Source organism: Streptosporangium sp. NPDC005286, from assembly GCF_040607515.1.
Taxonomy (GTDB): domain Bacteria; phylum Actinomycetota; class Actinomycetes; order Streptosporangiales; family Streptosporangiaceae; genus Streptosporangium.
Genome location: NZ_JBEXGU010000150.1, coordinates 1 through 22,439, shown reverse-complemented (window position 1 = coordinate 22,439; position 22,439 = coordinate 1). Strand labels below are relative to the sequence as shown.

25 protein-coding genes and 2 pseudogenes are annotated in these 22,439 nt (G+C 67.9%); 9 read left to right on the top strand and 18 right to left on the bottom strand.

The features are described 5' to 3' along the window. Positions 1 to 87: 87 nt before the first annotated feature. The 3 genes from ABZU75_RS36235 to ABZU75_RS36225 form a co-directional block, all read right to left on the bottom strand. Positions 88 to 585: a hypothetical protein gene (locus tag ABZU75_RS36235; protein WP_355564508.1), complete on the bottom strand. Its 498-nt coding sequence runs from the start codon at positions 583 to 585 to the stop codon at positions 88 to 90. An 85-nt stretch (positions 586 to 670) separates the two neighbouring features. Further along, positions 671 to 1,435, bottom strand: coding sequence for a hypothetical protein (locus ABZU75_RS36230; protein WP_355564505.1), 765 nt, complete (start codon positions 1,433 to 1,435; stop codon positions 671 to 673). A 54-nt stretch (positions 1,436 to 1,489) separates the two neighbouring features. Then, complete coding sequence (locus tag ABZU75_RS36225; RefSeq protein ID WP_355564502.1) at positions 1,490 to 1,840, bottom strand: hypothetical protein; 351 nt, start codon at positions 1,838 to 1,840, stop codon at positions 1,490 to 1,492. A gap of 667 nt (positions 1,841 to 2,507) precedes the next feature. Here ABZU75_RS36225 and ABZU75_RS36220 point away from each other — a divergent pair. Then, on the top strand, positions 2,508 to 4,814 hold the full coding sequence (locus tag ABZU75_RS36220) for a tetratricopeptide repeat protein (protein WP_355564499.1): 2,307 nt from the start codon (positions 2,508 to 2,510) through the stop codon (positions 4,812 to 4,814). A 56-nt stretch (positions 4,815 to 4,870) separates the two neighbouring features. Here ABZU75_RS36220 and ABZU75_RS36215 read toward each other — a convergent pair whose 3' ends face one another. From ABZU75_RS36215 to ABZU75_RS36190, 6 genes and pseudogenes are all read right to left on the bottom strand, one after another. Continuing rightward, a complete protein-coding gene (locus tag ABZU75_RS36215) occupies positions 4,871 to 5,278 on the bottom strand; it encodes a PIN domain-containing protein (RefSeq protein WP_355564497.1) in 408 nt (135 codons plus the stop codon). 137 nt (positions 5,279 to 5,415) lie between these two features. Next, positions 5,416 to 5,514: pseudogene (locus ABZU75_RS36210) on the bottom strand (type II toxin-antitoxin system prevent-host-death family antitoxin); the annotation flags it as partial. A 202-nt stretch (positions 5,515 to 5,716) separates the two neighbouring features. Further along, positions 5,717 to 6,316 carry an isoprenylcysteine carboxylmethyltransferase family protein gene (locus tag ABZU75_RS36205; RefSeq protein ID WP_355564494.1) on the bottom strand — a complete coding sequence of 200 codons (600 nt, stop codon included), beginning with the start codon at positions 6,314 to 6,316 and terminating at the stop codon, positions 5,717 to 5,719. Positions 6,317 to 6,572: 256 nt separating this feature from the next. Next, positions 6,573 to 7,115 (bottom strand): signal peptidase I, encoded by a 543-nt coding sequence (gene lepB, locus ABZU75_RS36200; protein ID WP_355564491.1) that lies wholly within the window; start codon positions 7,113 to 7,115, stop codon positions 6,573 to 6,575. Positions 7,116 to 7,169: 54 nt separating this feature from the next. Beyond that, positions 7,170 to 7,631 (bottom strand): hypothetical protein, encoded by a 462-nt coding sequence (locus ABZU75_RS36195; RefSeq protein WP_355564488.1) that lies wholly within the window; start codon positions 7,629 to 7,631, stop codon positions 7,170 to 7,172. Positions 7,632 to 7,824: 193 nt separating this feature from the next. Further along, positions 7,825 to 8,214, bottom strand: a complete 390-nt coding sequence (locus ABZU75_RS36190; RefSeq protein ID WP_355564485.1) for a hypothetical protein — start codon at positions 8,212 to 8,214, stop codon at positions 7,825 to 7,827. Here ABZU75_RS36190 and ABZU75_RS36185 point away from each other — a divergent pair. Further along, entirely contained in the window at positions 8,213 to 8,761 is a 549-nt protein-coding gene (locus ABZU75_RS36185; protein ID WP_355564482.1) for a helix-turn-helix domain-containing protein, read from the top strand. The genes ABZU75_RS36190 and ABZU75_RS36185 overlap by 2 nt on opposite strands. On the opposite strand, the gene ABZU75_RS36180 is transcribed toward ABZU75_RS36185, so the two are convergent. Then, a complete protein-coding gene (locus ABZU75_RS36180) occupies positions 8,722 to 10,050 on the bottom strand; it encodes an erythromycin esterase family protein (RefSeq protein ID WP_355564479.1) in 1,329 nt (442 codons plus the stop codon). The genes ABZU75_RS36185 and ABZU75_RS36180 overlap by 40 nt on opposite strands. A 167-nt stretch (positions 10,051 to 10,217) precedes the next feature. Beyond that, entirely contained in the window at positions 10,218 to 11,417 is a 1,200-nt protein-coding gene (locus tag ABZU75_RS36175) for an MFS transporter (protein WP_355564476.1), read from the bottom strand. A gap of 91 nt (positions 11,418 to 11,508) precedes the next feature. Here ABZU75_RS36175 and ABZU75_RS36170 point away from each other — a divergent pair, with 91 nt between their 5' ends. Continuing rightward, a complete protein-coding gene (locus ABZU75_RS36170; RefSeq protein ID WP_355564473.1) occupies positions 11,509 to 12,474 on the top strand; it encodes a LysR family transcriptional regulator in 966 nt (321 codons plus the stop codon). On the opposite strand, the gene ABZU75_RS36165 is transcribed toward ABZU75_RS36170, so the two are convergent. From ABZU75_RS36165 to ABZU75_RS36150, 4 genes are all read right to left on the bottom strand, one after another. After that, entirely contained in the window at positions 12,359 to 12,979 is a 621-nt protein-coding gene (locus ABZU75_RS36165; protein WP_355564470.1) for an IS5 family transposase, read from the bottom strand. The two genes, ABZU75_RS36170 and ABZU75_RS36165, sit on opposite strands and share 116 nt — an antisense overlap. A 47-nt stretch (positions 12,980 to 13,026) precedes the next feature. Further along, positions 13,027 to 13,545: a hypothetical protein gene (locus tag ABZU75_RS36160; protein ID WP_355564467.1), complete on the bottom strand. Its 519-nt coding sequence runs from the start codon at positions 13,543 to 13,545 to the stop codon at positions 13,027 to 13,029. Positions 13,546 to 13,838: 293 nt separating this feature from the next. Further along, positions 13,839 to 14,450: a hypothetical protein gene (locus tag ABZU75_RS36155; RefSeq protein WP_355564464.1), complete on the bottom strand. Its 612-nt coding sequence runs from the start codon at positions 14,448 to 14,450 to the stop codon at positions 13,839 to 13,841. Between the two features lie 192 nt (positions 14,451 to 14,642). Then, positions 14,643 to 15,239: a hypothetical protein gene (locus tag ABZU75_RS36150; RefSeq protein WP_355564461.1), complete on the bottom strand. Its 597-nt coding sequence runs from the start codon at positions 15,237 to 15,239 to the stop codon at positions 14,643 to 14,645. 7 nt (positions 15,240 to 15,246) lie between these two features. Between ABZU75_RS36150 and ABZU75_RS36145 the strand changes: the two genes are divergently transcribed. Both ABZU75_RS36145 and ABZU75_RS36140 read left to right on the top strand, forming a co-directional pair. Next, positions 15,247 to 15,786: a winged helix-turn-helix domain-containing protein gene (locus ABZU75_RS36145; RefSeq protein WP_355564458.1), complete on the top strand. Its 540-nt coding sequence runs from the start codon at positions 15,247 to 15,249 to the stop codon at positions 15,784 to 15,786. Positions 15,787 to 16,065: 279 nt separating this feature from the next. Then, positions 16,066 to 16,311, top strand: a complete 246-nt coding sequence (locus ABZU75_RS36140) for a transposase (protein WP_355564511.1) — start codon at positions 16,066 to 16,068, stop codon at positions 16,309 to 16,311. Positions 16,312 to 16,781: 470 nt separating this feature from the next. Here ABZU75_RS36140 and ABZU75_RS36135 read toward each other — a convergent pair whose 3' ends face one another. Continuing rightward, the gene (locus tag ABZU75_RS36135; protein WP_355564455.1) at positions 16,782 to 17,501 is read right to left on the bottom strand and encodes a TetR/AcrR family transcriptional regulator; all 720 of its coding nucleotides are present in this window, start codon (positions 17,499 to 17,501) and stop codon (positions 16,782 to 16,784) included. 143 nt (positions 17,502 to 17,644) lie between these two features. Here ABZU75_RS36135 and ABZU75_RS36130 point away from each other — a divergent pair, with 143 nt between their 5' ends. Next, positions 17,645 to 18,163: a hypothetical protein gene (locus ABZU75_RS36130; protein WP_184758731.1), complete on the top strand. Its 519-nt coding sequence runs from the start codon at positions 17,645 to 17,647 to the stop codon at positions 18,161 to 18,163. 62 nt (positions 18,164 to 18,225) lie between these two features. On the opposite strand, the gene ABZU75_RS36125 is transcribed toward ABZU75_RS36130, so the two are convergent. Continuing rightward, positions 18,226 to 18,948, bottom strand: coding sequence for a transposase (locus ABZU75_RS36125; RefSeq protein ID WP_355564451.1), 723 nt, complete (start codon positions 18,946 to 18,948; stop codon positions 18,226 to 18,228). Positions 18,949 to 19,000: 52 nt separating this feature from the next. On the opposite strand from ABZU75_RS36125, the pseudogene ABZU75_RS36120 reads away from it, so the two are divergent. The 3 genes and pseudogenes from ABZU75_RS36120 to ABZU75_RS36110 all read left to right on the top strand — a co-directional run. Further along, positions 19,001 to 19,309 (top strand): annotated as a pseudogene (locus tag ABZU75_RS36120) (leucine zipper domain-containing protein); the annotation flags it as partial. A 301-nt stretch (positions 19,310 to 19,610) separates the two neighbouring features. Then, positions 19,611 to 20,831, top strand: coding sequence for an integrase core domain-containing protein (locus ABZU75_RS36115; protein WP_355564449.1), 1,221 nt, complete (start codon positions 19,611 to 19,613; stop codon positions 20,829 to 20,831). Positions 20,832 to 20,865: 34 nt separating this feature from the next. Then, positions 20,866 to 21,351, top strand: a complete 486-nt coding sequence (locus tag ABZU75_RS36110; protein ID WP_355564446.1) for a hypothetical protein — start codon at positions 20,866 to 20,868, stop codon at positions 21,349 to 21,351. Between the two features lie 186 nt (positions 21,352 to 21,537). Here ABZU75_RS36110 and ABZU75_RS36105 read toward each other — a convergent pair whose 3' ends face one another. Continuing rightward, on the bottom strand, positions 21,538 to 22,332 hold the full coding sequence (locus ABZU75_RS36105) for a hypothetical protein (protein WP_355564443.1): 795 nt from the start codon (positions 22,330 to 22,332) through the stop codon (positions 21,538 to 21,540). Between the last annotated feature and the right edge of the window lie 107 nt (positions 22,333 to 22,439).

Genomic DNA, 22,439 nt, shown 5'->3' with positions numbered 1-22,439 from the left:
GCACAGCCCTCAGAAGGGCTGTGCCGGGGGCGGGGTGGTCGACCGGTGGTGACGTGCGAGCCACCGGCCCGGTGCCGTGGCGGCCGGTCAGCTCCGGTCGATGTACCAGTTGCCGCAGAAGCTGCCGAGTATCGCGGTGCGCGCGCAGGCCCGAACCGCGTAGTGCCGCTGCTGGCTGGTGTTCCAGTTCATGACAAGGCTGCTTTCGGAGCTGGAGAACGGACCGCATTGCTTCCAGCCGCCGTTCGCGTTCACCTGCTCGGTGGTGGGGTACATGGGCAGGCTGCTGGGCATCCCGTTCAGGCTACGGTCGACCCACACCTGCTCGCCCGAGTAGCGAGGTGAGAGCCGGGCGTAGCTGTAGTTGAAGGCGCCGCCGTTCCACAACTGGAGAGTGCGGTCGCCCAGATTGGGGCTGGAACCGTTGACGACCTGGTAGTAGTCGGGAATCCCGGACTGATCGCACTCGGATGGAGTGGCGCTCGCGGCGGAGATCGGACCGGCGACCGTGAACGCCGCTCCGATGACCACGGCAAGAAGAGCCCTCCTGAACCGCTTCGAGGTCGTCGCGTTCGTGCTTGTCATGACTGTCCTTTCATAGGCGGATCTACGTAACGGCCGGTCCGGTACCGGGCCCGGCAGGGGAACGTGAAGGGGGCGTACCGGCGACTCAGTTGGGATCGACCCAGAAGGCATCCCGGTCCAGCAGTCGCTGGTAGCGGACGAGTGCTCCGAACTTCCCTCCCGCGCCCTCGTTCTCCGCCTCAGGGACCATGGCCCGGCTGAAGGCGCCGCCGCTCGTCCAGGCGCCCTCCCAGGTACGTGCCATGGGGTATTCGTCGCATGTCTGCCCTGAGGGACGGGGCAGCGAGTCGGGGCATGCCGTGTCCCGGTTCTTCTTGGCCTTGGCCGCGTCGGCCAGCCGGTGTAGGGGCGTGGTGCCGGGTGCCCCGGGAAGCCCACCGGCCTGCGCCGTCCTGATGTGAGCGCTGACCGCCGGATAGTCGGCCAGTCCGTTGAGCGTGGGGGCGAAACTCGGTATGACGCAGCCGGCGCCACTGAGAATCCTGTCGCAGCGAATGTCCGGCGAGGGGTAGGGGCCCTGGGTGGGCGGGAAATAATTGATCACTTCCGTGTCCCCACCCGGATGCGTCAGCTGCAGCTCATAGGTGGTGTGAACGGTGCGTTGGCCACCTTGGGGCACGTTCACCAGATGGGGTACGGGTGGGGTCAGAGACTGGGTGGAACTGTCGGGCAGTGTGATCGCAGGGCCGAAGTCGCCCGCCGTACAGCCGACGGAACAACTGGCCACCAGGCGGAAGCTGATCGCGTCATTCGGGACCAGTTCCCCCTCGGAGAAGAAGCGGACGATCGCGAAGACATCGGTGAGTTCCAGGCTGTCGTAGAACATGCCGATGAAATGGATGTAGTTCACGGTGGTGCGGCCGAGCAGAAGCCCTGTGGTGGTGTCGTAGACGCTGACGGTCGCTTAGTTGATCAGGCAGGCGGCGAATCGTCTGGTCTTCCACGCGCTCTTCGACTGATCGTCAGGGGGGTCGATGCACCAGCCGGGCAGGGGTGGTGGGTCGGCGGCGGCGCTCGTCGAACTCAGGACCGATCTGCCGGGCCGTTGCGCCACCGGCGCGACACACAGCACCTTCCTCTTGCCTTGACGGGCGAGTGACGGGAATCGATCACGGATGTGATCGCAGCCGGTCTGCGTCATCACTGTGGTGGTGGCGTGCGCGCCGGCACTCTGCGCCGAGACCGTCATCGACGCGCACAGCAATAGAACCGACACTGTCAGAAATGTGATTGCTCTCATGCGAATAGTGCTCATGGCTTCCCGTAAGGCTGTAGGGCCAAGAAGAGGGATGGCGGAAACGAACCCCCGGCCCGGTCCGGAAGTAAGGCAGCGGAAACAGCTCTTCGGCGTGGCCGGAACTCCGGGGAGAGAGCCCAACGCCGTTCCGCGACATCAAGGCGGCCGGGCTTGGCGAACCCGTCCGCGGAACTCGGCGGCCGGAGCGGGCCGGGCCACCCGCTCCGGCCGATCACCGGACGTTTGCGATCAGCAGCTCACCGTGCGCTCGTACTGGCCGTAGTGCCCGGCTGTCAGGCGTGGCCGCCCGGCCCGATGGACCTGGAGCCGCCTCGTTGGGGTTGTCGATCACGACGTTCTCGTGACATGTCGTCCTGCCGTAGCCCACGTCGCCGCGCCGGGGGGGCCGTATCCGACGGTCACCCCGCACGCCTCGCCGCCGGCCGATCGCCATGCCGATCGCGACGACCACGCCCGTCATGCGATCGTCGGCGCTGCCCCCGCGGCGAGCGCCGTCTTCGCGTGCGGAACGTCAACTTTCCTCCAGTGGTAGGACCGGTGAGGTCCCTCCAGCGAACCAACCGCGGCGGTCCGGCGGCAGGCGCTCGACCGGCAGTTAACCGGCGGTTAGGCTGCGAACGCCACGAACGTGATCGAATACCGTGGACCGGCGAGAAGGGGATCGATGTTCGGCAGCGTGCTGCGTGACTTCCGGATTCGGGCACTGCTCACGCAGGAGGAGCTGGCCGCCCTGTCCGGCATCAGCGAGCGACAGATCCGTGCGATCGAGTCCGGCCGCGTCGCGGTGCCCCGGTCCAGCACCGTCCGGGTACTCTCCGACACGCTGAAGCTGTCCCCGGCGGACCGGGCCGCCTTCCAGCTCGCCGCGCAGCCGGACGCCGGACACCCACCGGCGCCCGCGCAGTTACCCGCCGACGTCGACGGATTCACCGGTCGCGCCGAGGCGCTGCGCGCGCTCGACGCGGCCACAGCCGCGGTGGTCACCATCTCCGGGCCCGCCGGAGTGGGCAAGACCTCACTCGCCGTGCACTGGTCTCACCTGGTCGCGCCGAGCTTCCCGGACGGCCGGCTGTACGTGGACCTGCGCGGCTTTTCCCAGCACACCACGGTCGATCCGGCCGAGGTGGTCCGCGGATTTCTGGACGCCCTCGGGGTGCCGCCCGACCGCGTCCCGACCGGCTTCGCGGCGCAGGTGGCGCTCTACCGCAGCCGGTCCGCCGACCGCCACCTGCTGGTCGTGCTCGACAACGCCCGCGACGCCGACCAGGTCCGGCCGCTGCTGCCGGCCGGCCCGGCCGCCCGCACGGTCGTCACCAGCCGCCGGCAGCTCACCGCCCTGATCGCCGAGACCGGTGCCGCCGCGCTGACGCTGGACATCCCGGACATCGAGGAGGCGGTCGAGTTGCTCAGCCACCGGCTCGGCATCGGCGCCCCGCAGAAGACCGACTCGAACACCCGGTCACCCGCAGCCGAGGCCGGGCCGCACCGTTCCCGGTCCGCGGCGGACACCGGTCGGCGCCCGGGGCCTGAGGTCGCGGACGGTTACGCCGTGGCCGCGATCGCGGCCGCGTGCGGACGGCTCCCGTTGGCGCTGGCGCTGGTCGGTGCGCGGGCGCGGCTGACCGGTTTCCAGCCCGAGGCGATCGCCGCGGAGCTGCGCCACCCAGGGGGCCGGCTCGCGGCCCTCGAGATCGACGCCGTGTTCTCCTGGTCCTACGATGCGCTGAGCCAGGACGCCGCACGGCTGTTCCGGCTGCTCGGGCTCGCCTCGGGTGCCGACATCTCGGTGGCCGCCGCGGCCGCGCTGGCCGGCCGGGCGCTGCCCGATGTCCGGCGGACGCTGGCCGAACTGACCCACGCCAGCCTGATCACCGAGCATGCGCCCGGCCGCTACCGGATGCACGACCTGCTGCACGCCTACGCCGGCGAGCGCGCCCGGGCCGAGGAGTCCGAGGCCGTGCGGCAGGCGGCGCTGACCCGGCTGCTCGACCACTACACGCACACCGCGTACCACGCGGAGCTGGTGCTGAATCCGGTGCGCGCGCCCATCCCGATGACCCTCGGCGCGCCTGCGGACGGGGCCGAGCCGAAACGCGTGTTCGACCTCCCGGCCGCCCTGGCATGGCTGAAGACCGAGCAGGCGGTGCTGCTGACCGCGCTGCGGCAGGCCGAGGAGGAGGGCATGCACCGGCACGCGTGGCAGCTGAGCTGGGCGCTGGACACATTCCTGAACGACCAGCGGCGCTGGCACGACGAAGGGGCGGCGTGGGCGGTGGCGCTGCGCGCGGCGACCGCCATGACCGACCGCCCGGCGGCGGCGCACGCGCACCGCTTCCTGAGCGCGGTGAACGGCCGGCTCGACCGGTTCGACGACGCGCACGCCCACATGCGGCAGGCGCTCGAGCTGAGTCTCACCGCCGGAGACCGGGCGGGCGAGGCGGAAAACCGCTTCGTGCTGTCCTACGTGTACTGGCTGCAAGGCGACAGCGAGCGTGCGCTCGACCAGGCCGAGCAGGCGTTGTCACTCTTCACCGAGTTCGACGACCCGCTCTGGGCGGGCAAGGCCAGCCTCGCGGTGGGCTGGTACCACTCCGAGCTCGGCGCCTACCAACAGGCGCTGCAGTTCCAGCTGCGAGCGCTGGAGCTACAGCAACGGGCGGGTAACCGGGCCAACGAGGTGGTCACCCTGGACACGCTGGGCCTGCTCTACCAGCGGCTGGGCGACCCGGAGACCGCGATCCGGCACTACGGGCGTGGCCTCCGGCTGGCCGGCACGATGGACAGCCCCGAATTACGGGCCCAGTTGCTCGGGCACCTCGGTGACGCGAGCGAGGCCACCGGGGACCCGCAGACGGCCCGCGAGCGCTGGCTGGAGGCGTACGAGATCTTCCGCGATCTCGGCCACCCTCAGGCCGGTGACCTGCGCCGCAAGCTCCAGTCGCCCGGCTCCCGGGCCGCAACCTGGAAGTAACGGAATGCCGACGGTGCCCCACGTGTGGCCGCGGTGATGGACGTTGCCGTCAGTGCTCAGCGGGGAACGACCTGTGCCCGCACACCGGGTAGATCGTCGAACATGGCGGACGAGTCCATCGTGATCACGGTTCTCGCGGTGGTCGCGGCCGTCGCGGCGATCAGCAGATCGTACGCGCCCCGCGTCTTCCCCTCTCGTCGCACATGTGCCATCAGGCGAGCGTGGACCCTGGCGACGTCCGTGGTGTACTCCTCGACCGGGATCAACGCGAGGACCTCATCCACAAAGGCCTGCCGGCCGGGGCGGCGTGCCGCGTCCGCCATCTCCACGCCGACGAGCAGCTCGGCCACGGTGATCGCGGCGATCGCCACATCATCGGCGTCTCCGATCACCGCGTCCACCGAGGCCCTGCCTCGCTCCGCGGCGATCAGCACGCCGGTGTCCAGGATCAGGCGCCGGGCCACGTGTCCCTCATCTCGTCGTCGACCGCCTCCCGGGCCGCCGCGACGTCGGCCTCGAAATCGGCGTCCAGCGTTCCCGCGCTTCTGGCCAGGAAGGCCTTGACCATACGCCCTGGCGCCGTGGGCGCGGGGCCGATAACCGCGATTCGCCTACCCCCGCGCGTGACCATGATTGTCTCCCCTCGCTCGGCCTCGTCCAGAACGGCCGCGAAGCTCCGAGATGCCTCGGTGGCAGTCATCACCTTCATGAAATCAGATTATCTGATTCCGCCCGCCCCCGGAGTAACCGAGTGCACGTCGCCCTGCTCAACCTGCTCGCCGACGCGACACCCCGATGGCTCCGGACAACCTCTGGTGGTGCGGGTCAGCGGTCCGCAGATGATCGACCTCGTTGCGTGGAATGGTGTGCCGGATCTCACGCCGTCGGCGGCGGGGGCGAGGTTACCTGAGGCGGCCGATGCCAGGCACGAACCGGCCAACGGCCGCGGCGTAGAGCAAGTAGTCCTCGCCGTGCACACGGCGCAGGTAGGGCTCCTCCACCCGGCGGACCAGCAACTGGTTGGCGATCACGACGGCGGCCAGCCCGGCCAGGCCGACCACGGTGGGCGCCATGAGGGTCAATCCGGTGCACGTGACCAGCACAGCGGTCAGGATCGGGTTGCGGACCAACCGGAAGGGCCCCGAGGTGACCAGCGTGGTCTGCTCGTCGGGGTCGACACCGGCCCGCCAGGAATCACCCATCACCAGCTGGGCGGCGAAGGTGGCGACCATCCCCAGGACCGCCAGCACCAGGCCGCCGACCTCGACCAGCGAACTCTCCACCACAGGCCCCAGTCCCACCAGGGCGGCGACCGGAGAGACCACGCCCAGGGCCAGAGCACCCATCGCGGCCAGCCCGTCGATCCGCCGTTGCACCGGATCACGCCGGGCTGCCGCACGCCTGTCACCGGTGTCACCGGTGCGACGTACCTGAACCCACGTGCGCACACCACCCACGAGCACCAGGAACGTGATGAACAGGATCAAAGCAGTGATCGCCATGGCAGCCGACCTCCTCCTGTGCCTCCGTGAAGCCCTTCTCGACAGGTACATCGATGCCCGAGATCATCACGATGTGAGCTGGGTGACACGATTCTCCCGGCATCCCACGTCACCCGCCAGACGCCAGAAGATCTACAAGACAGGCCCTGACTGTCCGGAACCTCTGAAGCACTTCAAAGCGACAGGAGCGATCAGAGCACCGGTCCACACCAGCAGCCATGAGCACCGCGATCGTCGAACGCTTCATGAGCGGGTTCTACCTCGCGGTGCTGACATCGATGACTCCGATGACGTTGGACACGGGGACGGTGCCGTCGGCCCCCGCGCGATGGTGGCCACGCGAGTCACGAGAGACATCGCGATTGTCGCCTTGGACCCAGATACGTCCCTCCGGGATGACCACCGGCCCGAAGGTCAGATTCGAAGCCCGCTCGTTGGTCACATACGGTTCATCCACCGGCTTGCCGTCAACGACCATCCGATGCCGCAGGTCGCAGCAACCGACCGTGCTCCCTGGAACGCCGATGACTCGCTTGATCATGTAGCCACCGCTACCGCCCCACGACTCCGGGGGCAAAAAGGCGATGACGTCACCCGCCTTGGGCACGTACGTCCCGTCGGTCACCCGGCCGGTGACCACGTCACCCATCTTGAGCGTAGGCATCATCGCTTCGCTCGGTTCGCGGTAGGACTCTTTTCCGGTCATCTTGGAAATCAGCGGCTGAGGTATGACCGAGCAGGCGGAAGCCCCTACCACCACAAGCGAAACAATCAGGATATACAGCCCGCGAAACACCATTGCAGCATTATCTGAGCTAGACATCACTCGCGCCTCATCACGATCTCCTCGATGTCAACACCAGCCCCCGCCGCCGGTCATGGAAGAGGTCACGTCTACGTCGTACTCCTCGCCTTCCTCCTTCACGACCCACACAGAGAAGCCAACGTCTCTACCACCAACGGACTTGACGAAGCAGCTCACCCCTTCACGATCCTCCCCCGGAGGGGGTTTCCAGCCATCCATGATCGCGGCGTCTCGATAGAAGGACAGCACATCGGCTACCGGGCCTGAAGAGCGATAGGACTGCAACACGTTCACTAGCCGGCCATCACCGTGGCAACCGGAGCTGCGCCCCCCCTGGGGCGTCGCGGTCGCCGGATGAGCATCGAGAATGCTGAGCGTGGCCAAGGAAGCGGCGAGCCGGTCATCCTCAGCGGTACACCCATCGGGAAGCATCAGGAAAGCGACAAGAGCGACCAAAGCAGCAGCGCCCCCTACGCAGACGACAAGCACCGCAATCGTCGAGCGCTTCATGGTCGGGAGCCTAGGTCCCTGCTTACGCACCGAACAAGCTTTTCTGTGGCCGTACACCCGGGGCATCTGCTTCTCTGACCTGGTGACTCAAGTGCTTGATCTGGTTGTGCGGTTCGCTGACAGACGCGGGTGGCTCCACCGGATACCGCACTTACGCGCGGGCGCGTGAGGCGCGCCACCGGCCCGGAGAGACTCAGGCGTTCTTCCGCCAGACAAGGACAGCGGCGACGGCCAGCAACACGATCGCCGCTACGTCGATCCGCGCCACGCGCATCGTCGCGCTGTTGAGACCCGACGTGGAGTACGCGAGCAGCAGGAACGATCCCATGCTGATCGCCCCGGCCGTGACGGCGGGGATACGCAGCGACGAGATGAACGCCGCGCAGATCAGGGAGAGCCCGACGAGCCCCAGTAGGACGGCCCGGTGGCGCAGGAGCACCGTCAGGTCGGCGGAGTGAGCGCCGTCGACCGACACTCCGTACGCCGTCGTAAGCTGGGACGGCGCGAACGCGACGAAGCCGGGGAGGAGGTTCACCGCCCCGGCGAGGAGAAGCAGAGCGGTCGCGGCGCGGTCAAGCCACATGTCAGTCCTTGTATGGGGGAAAAGGGGCGATCGAAGTGCTGGCCAGCATGCCCGCATGCAACCAGCACCGCTTTCAGAAACGTGTCGCGATCGGGCTGCGCTGTGGTTGTGGCCCAGTCAGGTGCTGTACGTCGGACTGTCCATGTCGGCGTTCCTCCGGCTCTTCCGAGCCCAGACGGGGACGACGTTCCGCCGCTACCGTCTGTGGACGCGCATGCTACGGATGGCCACCCTGCTGGAAACATGGCCGGATCTGAGCACGGCGGCCGTGAAGGCGGGCTTCGCCGGCCCCTCCCATTTCAGCAGCGCCTTCCACACGATGTCTGGTCCCCGGCCCAGCCGGCGACCACACCTGCTCACCGCGTACGCGTACACCCTGGGCTGGCACGCATCAAATAACGCGGCGAACTCCTCATCGTTCAGCGACTTTCCACCAGGTAATGGTCGAAGGCGGGTCTGTCTTACGGCAGCGGCACGGCTCCGGGTAATGGTGGAAGCCCGCGGCCATCAGGACAGCGGGCGCGCCGCCGTGGTCTCGTGCAGATAGATCAGCGCGTCGTAGGACTTCCCGAGCGAGACCATGCGCTCGGGCTCGGGCCAGAGCCTGCCGGCGTCACGCGTACGCCGCGGCCTGTCGAGCCAGGCGCGGGCCGAGGCGGATGTGGTGCGCATGTCCAGGAAGTAGTCGGACGGGCTGACCCGGCTCAGTGCATGGTTGTTGCCTCCCTTCTCGGGAGGCCCGACCGTGACGGTCCGCCACCGGCCGTTCGCGTCCTGCGCCCTGAAAGACCCCTGGCCGAAGGCGAGACCGATGGTGACATAGCGGGTGCCCAGCCGGTCGCGCAGGAAAGCGCCCTGCACCTTGGGGTAGAGCTTCGCGTCGTACGGCAGGTATGCCACGTGTGCGTTGTGGGCCGACAGGAGCATCTTCGCCCCCGTGTGCTCATGCCACCATGCGACGTTGTCAGCCATGATCTTGTCACGGTACCGGAGAGCCTTGCTCACCTGCTCCGGATCGTCGGTGTCGAAGGACAGCGCGGTGGCGCTCTGGACGATTGAGCGCGCGTTCTGCGCAGCCCACGCGTACTTGTCCCGGTCCGGCCCCGGATGCCGTCGCAGCAGGTCCAGGGCCTGGCCGGCCTGGGACACCAGCACTTCGCGCTCGGTCAGCGGCAGGCTCAAGAAGGCGTCGGCATCCCGCACGGCGCGCAGGTTCCGGTAGTGGGCATCGATCTCCGGCAGGAGGGCGGGCTGGTAACGCCGCACGTAGTCGGTGACCATCTTGATGAGCTGCCCGCCCACCGCCGGATAGTTGGCATCGTCGCCCATGAACTGAATCTTCCTCACATGGTGCGTGTTGTAGCCGCGCATCCACCTGATGAGGTCCAGGTATTCCTGGACGGCCCACATGTCCAGCTTCCCGAACTCCTCCTTCATGATCTCTCTCGGGTTGCCCTTCCCATGGAGGACGTAGTCGTTCAGCCGCAGCCCGGCGCTCCAGCCCGCTTCGAGCGAGAACGTCGTGAACCCCTTCTCCTCAACGAGGTAGCGGAACACCCTGTGCTTCATCGTGAAGAACTCATGTGCTCCGTGGGTGGCCTCGCCCAGCCCCACCACCGCGGCCTCGCCCACCGCCCGGCCGAGCGGGCGAAGGTCACCCAGATCGCCGGACGGCGCGGTATGGCGCAGGGAATGGGCCTTGCGGCGCAGTTCGGGTACGGGATCGTGACCGCTTGCCGCCGCAGCGGGCGGTGCCAGGGCGGCCGTCCCCACGACCGCCAGCAACGCGGCGGCGAGGAATGAAGCGAGCCGGTGCTGACAGGATGCGCTCCGCATGCGTACTTCTCCTGGTGGATCGGGGTACTCCGTCCGGCCACAGCATGTCAGCGGGGCTGAGGCGAGCGCGATGCGGCCAGCAGGAAGATCGGTGATGTGGCCGGCACTACCAATCCGGTCGATACGGCCCTCCTCCCGCTGCGGCACCCCGATCAGGCGCGATCCTTTCATGAACCGGTCGTCCTACTCCTGCCCGAGCCGCCGGCGGTGGCCGCGCTGACCACGGCGAGCGCCGCTCCCACCCACATCACCGCGGAGATCGACACGCTGTCCACGATCCGGCCGCCGGCGAACGAGCCGAGCGCGATGGAGACGTTGAAGGCACCGACGAAGAGCGCCGTGCCCATTTCGCCGCCGCCCGACCGCATGATCCAGAGCTGCAGGGTCACCCCCACGCCGCCGTAGCCCAGGCCCCACACCATGAGCACGATCAGGGGTAGGCCGACCAGGGGCAGCGCCGCCATGGAGAGTGCCATCAGCACGGCCAGCGTGACCAGGACCGGCTTGGGGTTCCTGGCCGCCCATGCGCCTGCCGCGAAGTTGCCGGCCACGCCCGCGGCGCCGTACAGGAGGAGGGCGGTGCTGACGAGAGCGGGACCGGCGTGCGAGACCTGCTCCAGGAACGGCCGGACGTAGGTGTAGGCCGCGAAGTGGCCGGACACGATCAGGACGGTCAGGACGAGGACGACCCTGAGCCGGCCGGAGAGCCACGTGAGCCGTCCCTCCGACGCGCGGGCCGGGGCCTCGCGGGGCAACGGCTCGGACGCGCGGGCTCGGGGTTCGCCGGGCAGGGGCGGCAGGGTGGTGGCCAGCAGCGCGAGTAGGGCCAGGGCCAGCACCCCCATGGCGATGAACGCGGTCCGCCACCCCGCGAACGACGAGATGAACGTCGCCAAGGGCACCCCCAGTACCGACGCCACCGACACCCCGGCCAAGATGATTGACGTGGCCCGCCCGACGGACCCTTCGGGCACCAGCCGCAGGCCGAGTCCGGCCGCGAAGGCCCAGAACCCGCCGATGCTCACCCCGGTCAGCACCCGGGCGGCCAGCATGACGGGGTAGTTCGGCGCGAACGCGCCCGCCAGGTTGGCCACCGCCAGCAGCGCCATCAGCCCCAGCAGCGTGATGCGCCGATCGAGCCGTCGGGTGGTGATCGCCAGCACGGGCGCGGAGACGGCGGCGACCAGTCCGGGCGCCGACATCATCAGCCCGGCCGTCCCGTCGGAGACGCCGAGGGTGGCGGCGATCGAGGTCAGTAGGCCAACGGGCAGCATCTCGCTGGTCACGATGGTGAAGGTGCCCACCGCGACCGAGGACACGGCGAGCCAGCGCGCCCGGGGGGCGGCGGAAACATCAGTCATGGTCATGCCGGCCAGCTTTCTGCCGGCCACCAGCGGGAACAATGGCGAAGGTCGAAGGCTTGGTTTAGATGGACTAAGCGATCGGATGGAGGTGGGGGTGGAGTTCAGGGAGCTGGAGTGCTTCGTCGTGCTCAGCGAAGAGCTGCACTTCGCGCGTACGGCCGAGCGCCTCTACCTGTCACCCGGCAGGGTGAGTCAGCTCATGCGCTCGCTGGAGACCAGGCTCGGCGGTCGGCTCTTCCATCGGACCAGCAGGCGCGTGCGCCTCACGCCCCTGGGCGAACGCTTCCTGGCCGACCTACGCCCCTCCTACGACGGCCTCGCGAACGCGGTCAGCCGGGCCAAGGCGGCCGCCCGCGAGGTAAGAGGCGTGATCAGGATCGGCTTCCTGGCCACGCCCACGGATGTCGTCACCGGCAGCGTGCGTGCCTTCGAGCGCTGGTATCCGGGGTGCGAGGCGGAGCTGGTGGAGATCCCGCTCTCCGACCCCTTCGGCAGGTTGCGGGCCGGGCAGGTGGACATCGCGTTCACGCTGCTCCCGGTGGACGAGCCCGATCTGGCGACGGGTGAAGGACTGAACCGGGTCTCGTACCAGCTCGGCGTCTCCTCGCACCACCCGTTGGCCGCCCGTGCGAGCATCGGCGCGGAGGAGCTGGCCGGCGTATCCCTGATCGGCCTGGACGGCCCGGCTCCGCGCACGTGGCGCGAGCGTGTGGCACCGTCCGCAACCCCTTCCGGCCGCCCCATTCCCCTGGCCGGTACGGTGGCCACCAGCCAGGAGGGACTGACCCAGGTGGCGCTCAACCGGGGCGGCATGTTGCTCTGCACTCCCACGGCGGCTCACCACGGGCGCCCGGATGTCAGCTTCGTCCCCGTCACGGGGTTGCCTCCCTCGATCCTCGGCCTCGCTTGGGTGAAGGCGGCGGAGACGGCGGCGATCCGGGCGTTCAACGAGGCGGCCGTCGGGCACGCGCTCGGGGTACCGACCTTGAAAGGCCGAGGTCACGTTCGGCACGGGCCGGCCATGGCTCTCGATTTCCCTGGCTGTACGCCGGAGATATGAGATATCCAGACAGCGGAGGACTGTCGGCTCGGGCGCGGCTGCAACGTGAGCGCCTGCGCTTTCGAGCGGCGGACATGTTCTCCTCGGGAGTGACCGCGCCGCAGGTCGCCCGCAACTGAAAGTGACCCGCAAGTCGGCGTGCGCGTGGCTGCGGGTATACAAGGCCGCGCCGGCCTTCAAAGTGCTGATGGGCTCTGGAGATCGTGGAGTCGATGCTGAAGGTCCATTCGACGTTGCCGATGGAGTCGTCTTCGACCTGCATCTCCTCCAGCAGGCGCCCCCAGGTGCCGTCCTCGTCCCAGCCTTCGAACCGCTCGTAGCAGGTCTGCCAGGGCCCGTACCGTTCGGGGATGTCGCGCCAGGGTGCCCCGGTCCGAAGCCGCCACAAGATCCCGTTGATGACCTGCCGGTGGCCCCGCCAGGGGCGGCCCCGTCCATCCGTGGCGGGCAGCAACGGCTCGATCCGCTGCCAGGCCTTATCGGTCAGTTCACCGCGTCTCACCATGAACGATCATCTAACTGCACCGGCCCTGATCATTTGTCAGGCAGGCTCTAGCTCGAAGCCTGATCCGCGAACAGTCGAAGAACACGATCCCCGGACGGACGAAGAATCTCGCCGTCGCAGTCGTGATCGCTGCCGCCACCGTCTGGCTGATCGTTTCGTCCTTCACGCCGACACGGTAGGAGCACAACGACACAGGTCCCCGGCCCGGAGCGGCATCTACGCCCAGAGCACTTCATTACGAGTGAACGGCAGGTGCCAGGTCGGAGGAACCGCGCCCTGGTCAGGCGGTGGATGCGGTGCGGGATGTGATCGCGTAAGACGGTGTTGCTGTACGAGGCTGCTGTACGGCACTCCTCGCCGGGCTGCGGCATGGCCGCTCGATCACCGCTCGCTGTGCAGAATCTCCACGGCCTGAAGCACGTCGGTGGTGACATGATCCGCGCTGTGATCGTGGCCGTCCCAAGCGCCTCGGTCGATCCAGATCGTACGTAGCCCGGCAGCCTGCCCCCACTGATGTCGGCAACGAGATTGTCACCGACCATCCATCCCCCGCCTTCGAGGGTCATACCACAGCGCCGGGCCGCGACCTCGAACAGCCCGATGTCGGGCTTACGGATCTTTTAGTGATGTATTGGGCCTTCCTGAACTCCTTGGTCAAAATAAGCGATGAGAGGGATAGCATCCGCCTTAGATGTGTTAGCAGCGAGATGGTCGGATCAGCCGCCGCCCGCCTTCAGCACCCACCGGTGGCACGGCCAGGCTTCATGTCGGCCATTTCGGTCTGCTGATCATCATGGTTTGTGCGTCTGGCGGACGACGACTTGATGGAGTAGCCGTGAGCTCCCGTCATCAGCCCTTGCTATTCGTCAGGCAACAGGTACCGCCAGGAGAGCACGAAGAGTGCCCCCGAACTGGTCTTGAAGAGTGACCGGCCGTGCTCCTGCCCAGCAGGCACCGCCTTGATGATCGCACTCACCGCCGCTCCCTCGATGTCCTTCTGCCAAATCGGGTCCACCATGCCCGAAGGCTCCGGGGCCCCTGCGGGCCACAACGCCGGCTTGCCCTCCGCCGAGGCGGCCCCTTCGGCGACCATGCGGACGCGGGTGGCGACGTAGTCGGTGCCCGCGGCGGCGGCCCGGGTCGCCAAGCCGTCCATCAGCTTCTTCGCCTCCGAGAGCTCCTTCGGGTAGAAGTCCGCGACCTGGTCCAGAGCCGGGGCCCGGACCTCCAGCATCTTTCCGTCCTTCCCCCGTACCCCGAGGACGGTGGTCGGCACGTCCGTCACCATCGGCGCGCCCGGCTTGGGCTCCGCGGTCGGCGGTTGCCCGGTCAGGTACGTCTCCATCGACGCGACCGTCTCGCCCGTCTCGGCATCGGTGAGCTTCAGCTGCTTGCTCGCGTCAACGATCACCAGGCCGTCGCTGTACAACACCACCCTCGGCGGACGCAGCACGTTCATGGTCGCGGTCACGAACCCGCCTTCGGCACCCCACAATGCAACCGGCTTCGCCGGCCCATCGTCAGCCGGGGTCGCCGACATATCCGATTCCGCACCTCCGCAGGCCGCAGTCAGGGACAACAACGCCACGAACAGGGTCATTCGTAATCTCATGCCCCACAAACGTATGTTTCCTTCAGATGGTTCAGCCGATGTCGTTCGAGGTCAGGCGGATCCACCGGCAAGGGCAACCGCCGACTCGGCGAGATCGTCGCGGCCGCCTCCCACTCCAGCACCTTCCTGGTCGAGCGCTACCGACGAGCAGCAAAACATCACGGCCGAAAACGCGCCATCGTCGCCGTCGACACCCCCATCCCCGTGATCATCAGGCACCTGCTGTCCGCCCTCGACGCCCGCTACCACGAACTCGAATTCGACCATTACCAATCTCACATTCCCACCAGGCGCCGCGAATGCGACCTCGTCCACCGACTCGATCTCCGAGGCCTTCCTGAGGAGATCCACGCGAGCGGCTCTCACAGGAATGGAAGGCACGGCGTGACTCTGGAAAGCAGAAAGGCAGGTGATGGCGTTTCGCCTGTTCACAGGCCCTCTCAGGGTGGCGCAGCCGAGAGGACTCGAACCCCCGACCTTCTGATCCGTAGCCAGTTCGAGAACGTCCACCGCCGTCAGAAACACCTGCTCAGAGACGCTTATCCTGTGATCATCTTCTAGGGATGTCCACCGGCGTCCAGGGACGTTGTTACTGAGGTTGAACTCGTGGTGTCGTAGGTTCTGACGTGCCTTGATTACCGGGTACACCGGCATCATGAGGTACGCACAAGGCGGAGGACTGTCCGCCGAGCGAAGAGCGTTCCGCGAACGACTACGGCTGCAGGCGTCCGAGAGGTTCGCCCGCAACGAATCCAGCACGGCCATCGCCCGGGACCTGCGAATCACCGTCCGGTCCGTTCAGCGATGGCGCAGGAACTGGCAGGCCGGCGGGACCGGTGCGCTGCGCTCGCACGGGCCGGCCTCCCTACCCCGGCTCGGCGAGCGGCAACTCGCCGAACTGGAACAGGAACTGGCCAAGGGGCCGACCGCGCACGGCTGGCCCGACCAGCGCTGGACCCTGGCACGCATCACGGCCGTGATCGGGCGGCGCTTCCATCTGCCCTACACCCTCCAAGGCGTGCGCAAGCTGCTGATCCGCAACGGCTACTCCTGCCAGGTACCGGCCCGGCGTGCGATCGAGCGCGATGCGGCGGCGGTGACCGGTTGGGTGAAGGAGACCTGGCCGAACGCGGAAGATACGCGGCGGCGCTCGGCGCCTGGATCGTCTTCGAAGACGAGACCGGCCTGTCGATGACGCCGTCCATCATGCGCACCTGGGCACGGCGCGGCCGCACCCCGGTCATCACCGTACGAGGCCGCTCCCGACGCCGGATCTCGATCGCGGCCCTGGCCTGCTACAAACCCGGCCACCGCTCCCGGCTGATCTACCGGCCCCGCCCAGAGACCCGACCCGACGGCCGCAAATCCTTCGCCTGGAGCGACTACCGGGACCTGCTGATCGCCGCACACCGCCAACTCGGCGGCCCGATCGTGCTCGTCTGGGACAACCTCGGGCACCCACCTGACCGTGGGGATGCGCGCTTTCACCGCCGCCCAGGACTGGCTGACCGTCGTTCAGTTGCCCAGCTATGCCCCCGACCTGAACCCGGTCGAGGGCATCTGGTCACTGCTGCGGCGCGGATTCCTGTCCAACATCGCCTTCACCAGCCCAGAACACCTGATCCGCACCATCCGACAAGGACTGCGCACCATCCAGTACCGCAGCGACCTCATTGATGGCTGCCTCGCGGGAACCGGCCTGGCCCTCACCCCGGTATAGCTACTCACGACGTCACGAGTTCAACCTCAGTAACCGCCTGGGCCGGTCACCTTCCGTTCGTAGAACCTCTATCGCCTGAAGAACGTCAGCGACGACATGATCCGCTGGCATGTGCTCACGTGTGGGGACGTCGCTGTCACTCTGGCCATGGTCACCCGGTAACAAGTTCCAGCGAAGGAGGAATGCGGCGGCAATCGCCTCAGCACTACTGAGTAGCAGCAGTTAGGTGAGTTCCCTGAGTCAACCTCTTTGTGCGCCTGAGTGTGTTTGTGCTGCTTAGCTGCGCGGTGAGGACAGAACTTGTCCGATGGCAAGGTGATCCGGACCGCAGCGAAGCGAGGACCCGGAAGCGCCGCGGCAGCCTTCAGGCGGTAGCGGGGCTTGAGCAACAACGGAACGGCCAGTGGCGTTAGGGAGCTGACGCGGGCGGGGGTGCCGTCCTCCGGCGTTCCGCTCAGCCTGAGTGATCTTCATATCCGCCGGGCGTCGTGATGGGTGGTCGGGGCGCGTCCGGGCCGGCCGGTGAGCCGGTCCTCAAGGCCGTCGAGGAGGGCTTGGAGGCCGAATTCGAAGGTCTGATCAGGGGCGGCGGTGTAGTCCACGGCCTTTGGTGTTTCGAGGCGGGTGCGCAGCCGGGGGAACTGCATGGCGATCTCGCTCGCCTTGACCATCGTGTCCTGGATCAGCGCTTCGGCGTCTCCGCCGTCCCGGCTCAGCCGTCTGGTCAGGGAGACCGCGGCCGATGCGCCGAGGACGCTGCCCAGCACGAACGTGAAGACGGTGGCCGCGGCGCGGTCCGCCTGCGTGCCGACGAAGCCGGCCGCTTCGTAGACGGCGAGGCTGTGGTCGTCGTGGCGCGCCTTGCCCGGGCCGTAGAAGAGGTGGGAGCCGAAGGCCTGGACGAGCCACGGGTGCCGGCTGAGCATCGCGTGCAGGCCAGTGGCCATCGCCGTGGCCGCCGTGCGCCAGTCGAGCGCGTCGAGATCCGGCAGTTCGACCTCGTGCCAGACGTGGTCGCCGGCGAGCAGGATGAGGTCGTCCTTGTTCTTGACGTGCCAGTAGACCGCCGTCGCGACGGTGCCGAGCCGCTTGCCCAGGCTGCGCATGTTCAGACCGTCCAGGCCCTCGGCGTCGAGCAGCTCGATCGCGGTCCGGACGATCTGTTCCTTGGTCAACGTGTCGCGCGGCATGCGCCCACGATAGGACACCCGACCCGACTTGCACAAAGTTCAGGACAGCACTTGCACTTAGTTCAGGTGGTGATCTACGGTTGCCTTGAACTTAGTGCAAGTCAATGTCGGCGCCCAGGAGCGCCCGATCAAGGAGAACCACCGTGAACGCTTTCGTCGCCGTCATGCAGTTGCTCGTCGCCACCGCCTTCGTGAGCATCCCGCTGGTGCGCCACCGCTACGGAGCCACCGCGATGGCCAGCGCCGAGGCGGAACTGCAGCGCCAGGGCGTACCGACCACCGTCCTGACCGAGAACGGGATGAGGTTCGACGCCGGCGGCCACGAGACGTGGGCTCCGGTCTCGATCGCCGCAGTGATGGCGGCGACGGCCGCGGTGAACCTGTTCGACGGCTCCTGGGCCGAGCCCCTGACCTGGGTCTTCCAGACGATCGTGCTGCTCATCAACTGTGTGATCCTCTACAGCCAGCTGACCGCCGCGAAGTCCGTGCAGGCCGCCTTCCAGCGCAAGGGCGACCCGATGCTGGCCCGCATCGACGTGCCGACCCTGCTCAAGGCGGCCGAGGACGGCTTCCCCTCCTGGACGTGGACCCTCCAGAACGTACGGCACACCGTGGTGTTCGGCGCTTCGATCCTCGCCCTGGCAGCGATGGCCATCGCCTGACACAGAGCCGCCCGCCACACCCCCTTCCGCCTGAACCCAGCGAAGTCCGCCCTCGAGGAGGTTCACCGTGCCGCTTTCCGTCGCCATCGCCGCCACCTGACCCTCCGCGCCGAGTGCGGCCAGGCCCAGCCCCATGATCTCCGCGACCTGATCGAGCGCCTTGATGAGCCTCGGTCCGCTACCACGCGGCGGCGGGCCCTTGCGCCAGCGTCCGGAACGACGGTTGGCGGTAACTGCGCCCGCGTCGGTCCACTAACGCCACTGGCCGTTCCGTTGTTGCTCAAGCGCCGTAGCCGTGCCGTGCCGGACGTGGTGGACGGCGGGGTCATAGGGTGTGTGCCGTCGCGGAAGCAGGCGTGTATGACGCGAAGCCAGCCCCGGCCGAGGATGCGAACGGTTTGAGGGTGGCGTTTGCCGCGCTCCCGGGCGCGTCGGTAGAGGTCAGCGGCCCAGGGGCTGTCGTGTCGGCTGTTGTCGGCGAAGTGGGTGAGGGCTTTTCGCGCGGGCCGGTTGGCGCCGTGCCGAAATCCCACAGCGTGGACCTTTCCACTGGCACGGGTCACGGGAGCCATCCCGACCTCTGCGGCGAGCTGGTCGGGGTTCAGCCCGCGCTCCAGCATGGGTCCGACCTCGCCGATGATCTGGGCGAGGTTGACCGTGCCAACGCGGGGCAGGGCGCGAAACAGCGCGGCGTAGGGATGGGCATCCAGTGCCTGGTTGATCGCGGCTTCGAGAGACTTGATCGCTCCGACGATCGCGCGGACCTGCCCGACCTGGACGGTCACCAGCGTTGCGACGACCTCGGGGTGTCAGGTCTCATGATCTGCGTGACAGATCGTGCTCAGGACCTGTGTGACACTTCGCCGAGTGCTGGCGGAGTTGAGCGTGGTCGAGCAGCGGTACCAAGCCGTGCTGCAGGTGTCATCCGGGGCGAGCGTCACCGAGGTCGCCCGAAGGTTCGGAGTCTCCCGTCAAACGGTGCACAGATGGCTGGGCCGCTACCGCGATGCGGGCCTGGACGGGCTGTCGGACCGCTCATCGCGCCCGCACACCTCCCCGGCCCGGATCCCGGCCGCGATGGAGGCGTTGATCTGCGAGCTGCGGCGCAACCACCCCCGCTGGGGCGCCCGCCGTCTGGTGTGGGAGCTGACCCGCCGCACCTGCCCCGGACCGGTGCCGTCCCGGGCGACGGTGCACCGGGTGCTCATCCGCCATGGCCTGGTGCAGCCCGTCCCCAGGGGCCGGCGGCGCGAGGACTACAAACGCCGGCAGCGACCGGAGCCGATGCAGCTGTGGCAGATGGACATCGTCGGCAGGATCATGCTGGCCGACGGTACCGAATGCAAGATCGTCACCGGGGTGGACGACCATTCCCGCTACTGCGTGGCCGCCACCGTGGTGGCCCGCCCCACCGGCCGGGCCGTGTGCCTGGCCCTGGCCGACGGCATTGCGCCGCCACGGGATCCCCGAGGAACTGCTGACCGACAACGGCAAGCAGTTCACCGCCCGGTTCGGCCGCGGCGGAGAGGTTTTGTTCGACCGGATCTGCCGCGAGAACGGCATCACCCACCGGCTGACCCGCCCGTATTCACCCACCACCACCGGCAAGGTCGAGCGCTTCCACCAGACCCTGCGACGCGAACTGCTCGATGAGCACGGCCCGTTCGACGGCATCGAGCACGCCCAGCAAGTCCTGGACGCCTTCGTCGCCGACTACAACACCCACCGCCCCCACCAGGGGTTGGACATGGCCCGTCCCGCCGACCGGTTCCGCCCCCGCCTCAACGAGGGGCTGCCGCTGCGCCTGCCGGCAGACCTGCGCGCCGCCGGAGCACTCCCCAACCTTGAGGCCGAGCCGGAGACCGTCGCTGAGCCGGTGTTGGTGGCACCGGTGCCGGTGCCGGTCGAGCCAGCAACGCCGGTGATGTCGGCGAACGGGATGGATCCGGTGGATCTGGCGGTGGAGTTCACGCGGGTCGTGCCGGCCTCGGGCAACCTGACCGTCTGCGGGCAGCAGTTCTGGCTCGGCACCCACCGCGCGGGCCTGACGCTCACGCTGCGGGCCGATGCCGGCACCGTCGAGTTGCTGGCCGCCGGGGTGAGGATCAAGAAGGTGCCGTCCCGGCTCACTATCCAGCACCTGCGGCAGCTGATCGCCGAGGGCGGCACCCGCCTCCAACCCGCCGCACCGGCCCGCCCCGGCGCCGGCGGGGCGGTCGAGGTGGAGCGGACCGTCAACGCCTCCGGAGTGGTCTCCCTCGGTGGCCGGCCATGCCCGGTCGGCTCCCCGTTCGCCGGACGCCGGTTGACCGTCCGTCTGGAGGGTGCCGTGCTGCACCTGAGCGACGGGTCCACGCTGCTGCGCAGCCTGCCCAACCCGCTCACCGACGACGAGACGGCCCGGCTGCGCGATGCGCGGCCCGCCGGGCCCGCGCCCCGGCCGGTCACTGAACCGGTGCGGGTGCAGCGGCGGGTCAGCAGCCGCGGCTGGATCGCCGTCGCCGGACAGCGCATCGGTGTCGGTATCGGCCACGCCGCAGCGACCGTGACCGTCGAAGCAGCCGACGCCACCTTCCGCATCACCTGCGCCGGTCAGGTCGTCGCCGAGGTCGCCCGCACCACTACCAAGCCCATCGCCCGGTTCAAGGTCCGCAAGCCCCAGCGCTGACCGGAAGATCGCGCCGTCGGGTAGAACTGCGTGCATGGATCCGGTGAAGCTGCAGCAGGCATTGGACGACGTCTTCGACCAGGCGCTGCTGCGCCATGGCTTCACGGAGTACATGCGCGACTACCAGCTCGTGATCCACGCGACCGCCGACCCGCGAAGCGGGATCGCACCGGCGACGCTGCGCTACCTGTTCCGCTACTGCGTGCAGGCCACCTGCACCACCACCGTGCGAGCCGACAGTTGGCGCGAGTCCCTCGACGACCGGCTCATCACCTACGAAACCGGCGTCGACCTCGACGGATACGTCTGGGGCGTCAACTGGCAGCTGCTCTATCCCGGGGCCACGCTCGTGGCCGACTCACCGACCGCCCGCCACTGGGCCGCGGCCGTCGGCATCGACTTCCACGAGGTCCGGATCCAGACCAACGCTCACGACCTGACCCTGGTCTTCTCCGATCTGCAGATCGAAGAACTCCCGTCTGAATGGACGGGACCGGACTGGAAGTTTCCGATTCAATAAGCGTCGGAGAGCAACAGATCATCTAGCCGGAGTGTCACCCGCCTCCCGAGCCGGATCTGTCGCACAGGTCCTGAGCCCCGACAAGTGAGCGGACTCTGTGTCCTACTTCGGTTGATGCTTGACAGTGCGGCTTCGGCTGATGCTTTACACCCCTTCGGCCGGTCTGCTTTGGATGATGCGTGGCCGTCACGTCAGGTGCACATGCCAGGAGTGGGATGAGGGATCGAGCAGGTAGGGGGCGTGTGCCCTGCTGACGATCCGGTGGCGGCCGAGTGGCCTGCCACCTGGCATGGTGAGGATCGCCTCCTCCTCCAAGAGGACGGCGTCATCGGTCAGGCGACATCGGTGTAAGCGGTCGTGATGTCCCCTGCTGGCGAGGAAGGTGACCTGGTCGCCATGTACGGCGAGCCCGTGTGCTCCCTTCACGGGTGTGTCGCGGACCGTCAGCCGGCCGCCGGTATGGATTTCAAGCAGGGAGAACACTTGGTAGTAGTAGGCCCATGCGACGCCGTCAGTGACGTTGAGCGCGTAGCAGTCGGCGATGGGTTCTTTTCCTGGGGGAGGCTGATATGCCCACTGCTGGTTGCCGCCGGTGTCCCAGCGGGCAAGGCCGGACGCGCTGATGGGGTCGGTGTAGATGGCCTGGTCGAAGTAGCCGGTCCATACATTGTGGCGCTGATCGGCAAGGAGGTGTCCGACCTGGCCGATCGGGAAGCTACGGCGTGGCCGCCCGTCGCGGCCGTAGATCTGGGCGTTGGCAGCCGCTGAAGCGGGCGTACGGTGCCAAGCCGCGGTCCCGGTCAGCAGGAAGCGGCCGTTGGGCAGGGCGTCGAGCTTGCTGACCAACAGGTGGACGTCATGGAGAACGAGTTCGCTCGCGGTGCCGTTCTTGTCCATGACGAGCAGAGCGTCGTAGGGCTGCTTTCGGGGCAGCGCAGTGAGCCTTCCGTTCCCGGAGAGGTCATCCGGTAGGCCCTCCATTCGGGTCCGTGCGACCAGCCGCAAAGTAGCGAGAAAGACCAGGTCACAGCCTCCCGGAAGCATCCTTGATCAGGATGCGAAGCCATAGCGCTCCGCAGTCGTCTGGG

Excerpts from the sequence above, each read along its gene's own strand:
- ABZU75_RS36225 (WP_355564502.1), bottom strand. The coding sequence starts at position 1,840 with ATGAGCACTATTCGCATGAGAGCAATCACATTTCTGACAGTGTCGGTT.
- ABZU75_RS36145 (WP_355564458.1), top strand. The coding sequence starts at position 15,247 with ATGAGGTACGCACAAGGCGGAGGACTGTCCGCCGAGCGAAGAGCGTTC.
- ABZU75_RS36165 (WP_355564470.1), bottom strand. The coding sequence starts at position 12,979 with ATGGTGAGACGCGGTGAACTGACCGATAAGGCCTGGCAGCGGATCGAG.
- ABZU75_RS36110 (WP_355564446.1), top strand. The coding sequence starts at position 20,866 with ATGGATCCGGTGAAGCTGCAGCAGGCATTGGACGACGTCTTCGACCAG.
- ABZU75_RS36235 (WP_355564508.1), bottom strand. The coding sequence starts at position 585 with ATGACAAGCACGAACGCGACGACCTCGAAGCGGTTCAGGAGGGCTCTT.
- ABZU75_RS36175 (WP_355564476.1), bottom strand. The coding sequence starts at position 11,417 with ATGACCATGACTGATGTTTCCGCCGCCCCCCGGGCGCGCTGGCTCGCC.
- ABZU75_RS36220 (WP_355564499.1), top strand. The coding sequence starts at position 2,508 with ATGTTCGGCAGCGTGCTGCGTGACTTCCGGATTCGGGCACTGCTCACG.
- ABZU75_RS36185 (WP_355564482.1), top strand. The coding sequence starts at position 8,213 with ATGTCAGTCCTTGTATGGGGGAAAAGGGGCGATCGAAGTGCTGGCCAG.
- lepB (WP_355564491.1), bottom strand. The coding sequence starts at position 7,115 with ATGGTGTTTCGCGGGCTGTATATCCTGATTGTTTCGCTTGTGGTGGTA.
- ABZU75_RS36180 (WP_355564479.1), bottom strand. The coding sequence starts at position 10,050 with ATGCGGAGCGCATCCTGTCAGCACCGGCTCGCTTCATTCCTCGCCGCC.
- ABZU75_RS36160 (WP_355564467.1), bottom strand. The coding sequence starts at position 13,545 with ATGACCCTCGAAGGCGGGGGATGGATGGTCGGTGACAATCTCGTTGCC.
- ABZU75_RS36140 (WP_355564511.1), top strand. The coding sequence starts at position 16,066 with ATGCGCGCTTTCACCGCCGCCCAGGACTGGCTGACCGTCGTTCAGTTG.
- ABZU75_RS36190 (WP_355564485.1), bottom strand. The coding sequence starts at position 8,214 with ATGTGGCTTGACCGCGCCGCGACCGCTCTGCTTCTCCTCGCCGGGGCG.
- ABZU75_RS36205 (WP_355564494.1), bottom strand. The coding sequence starts at position 6,316 with ATGGCGATCACTGCTTTGATCCTGTTCATCACGTTCCTGGTGCTCGTG.
- ABZU75_RS36105 (WP_355564443.1), bottom strand. The coding sequence starts at position 22,332 with ATGGAGGGCCTACCGGATGACCTCTCCGGGAACGGAAGGCTCACTGCG.
- ABZU75_RS36195 (WP_355564488.1), bottom strand. The coding sequence starts at position 7,631 with ATGAAGCGCTCGACGATTGCGGTGCTTGTCGTCTGCGTAGGGGGCGCT.
- ABZU75_RS36135 (WP_355564455.1), bottom strand. The coding sequence starts at position 17,501 with ATGCCGCGCGACACGTTGACCAAGGAACAGATCGTCCGGACCGCGATC.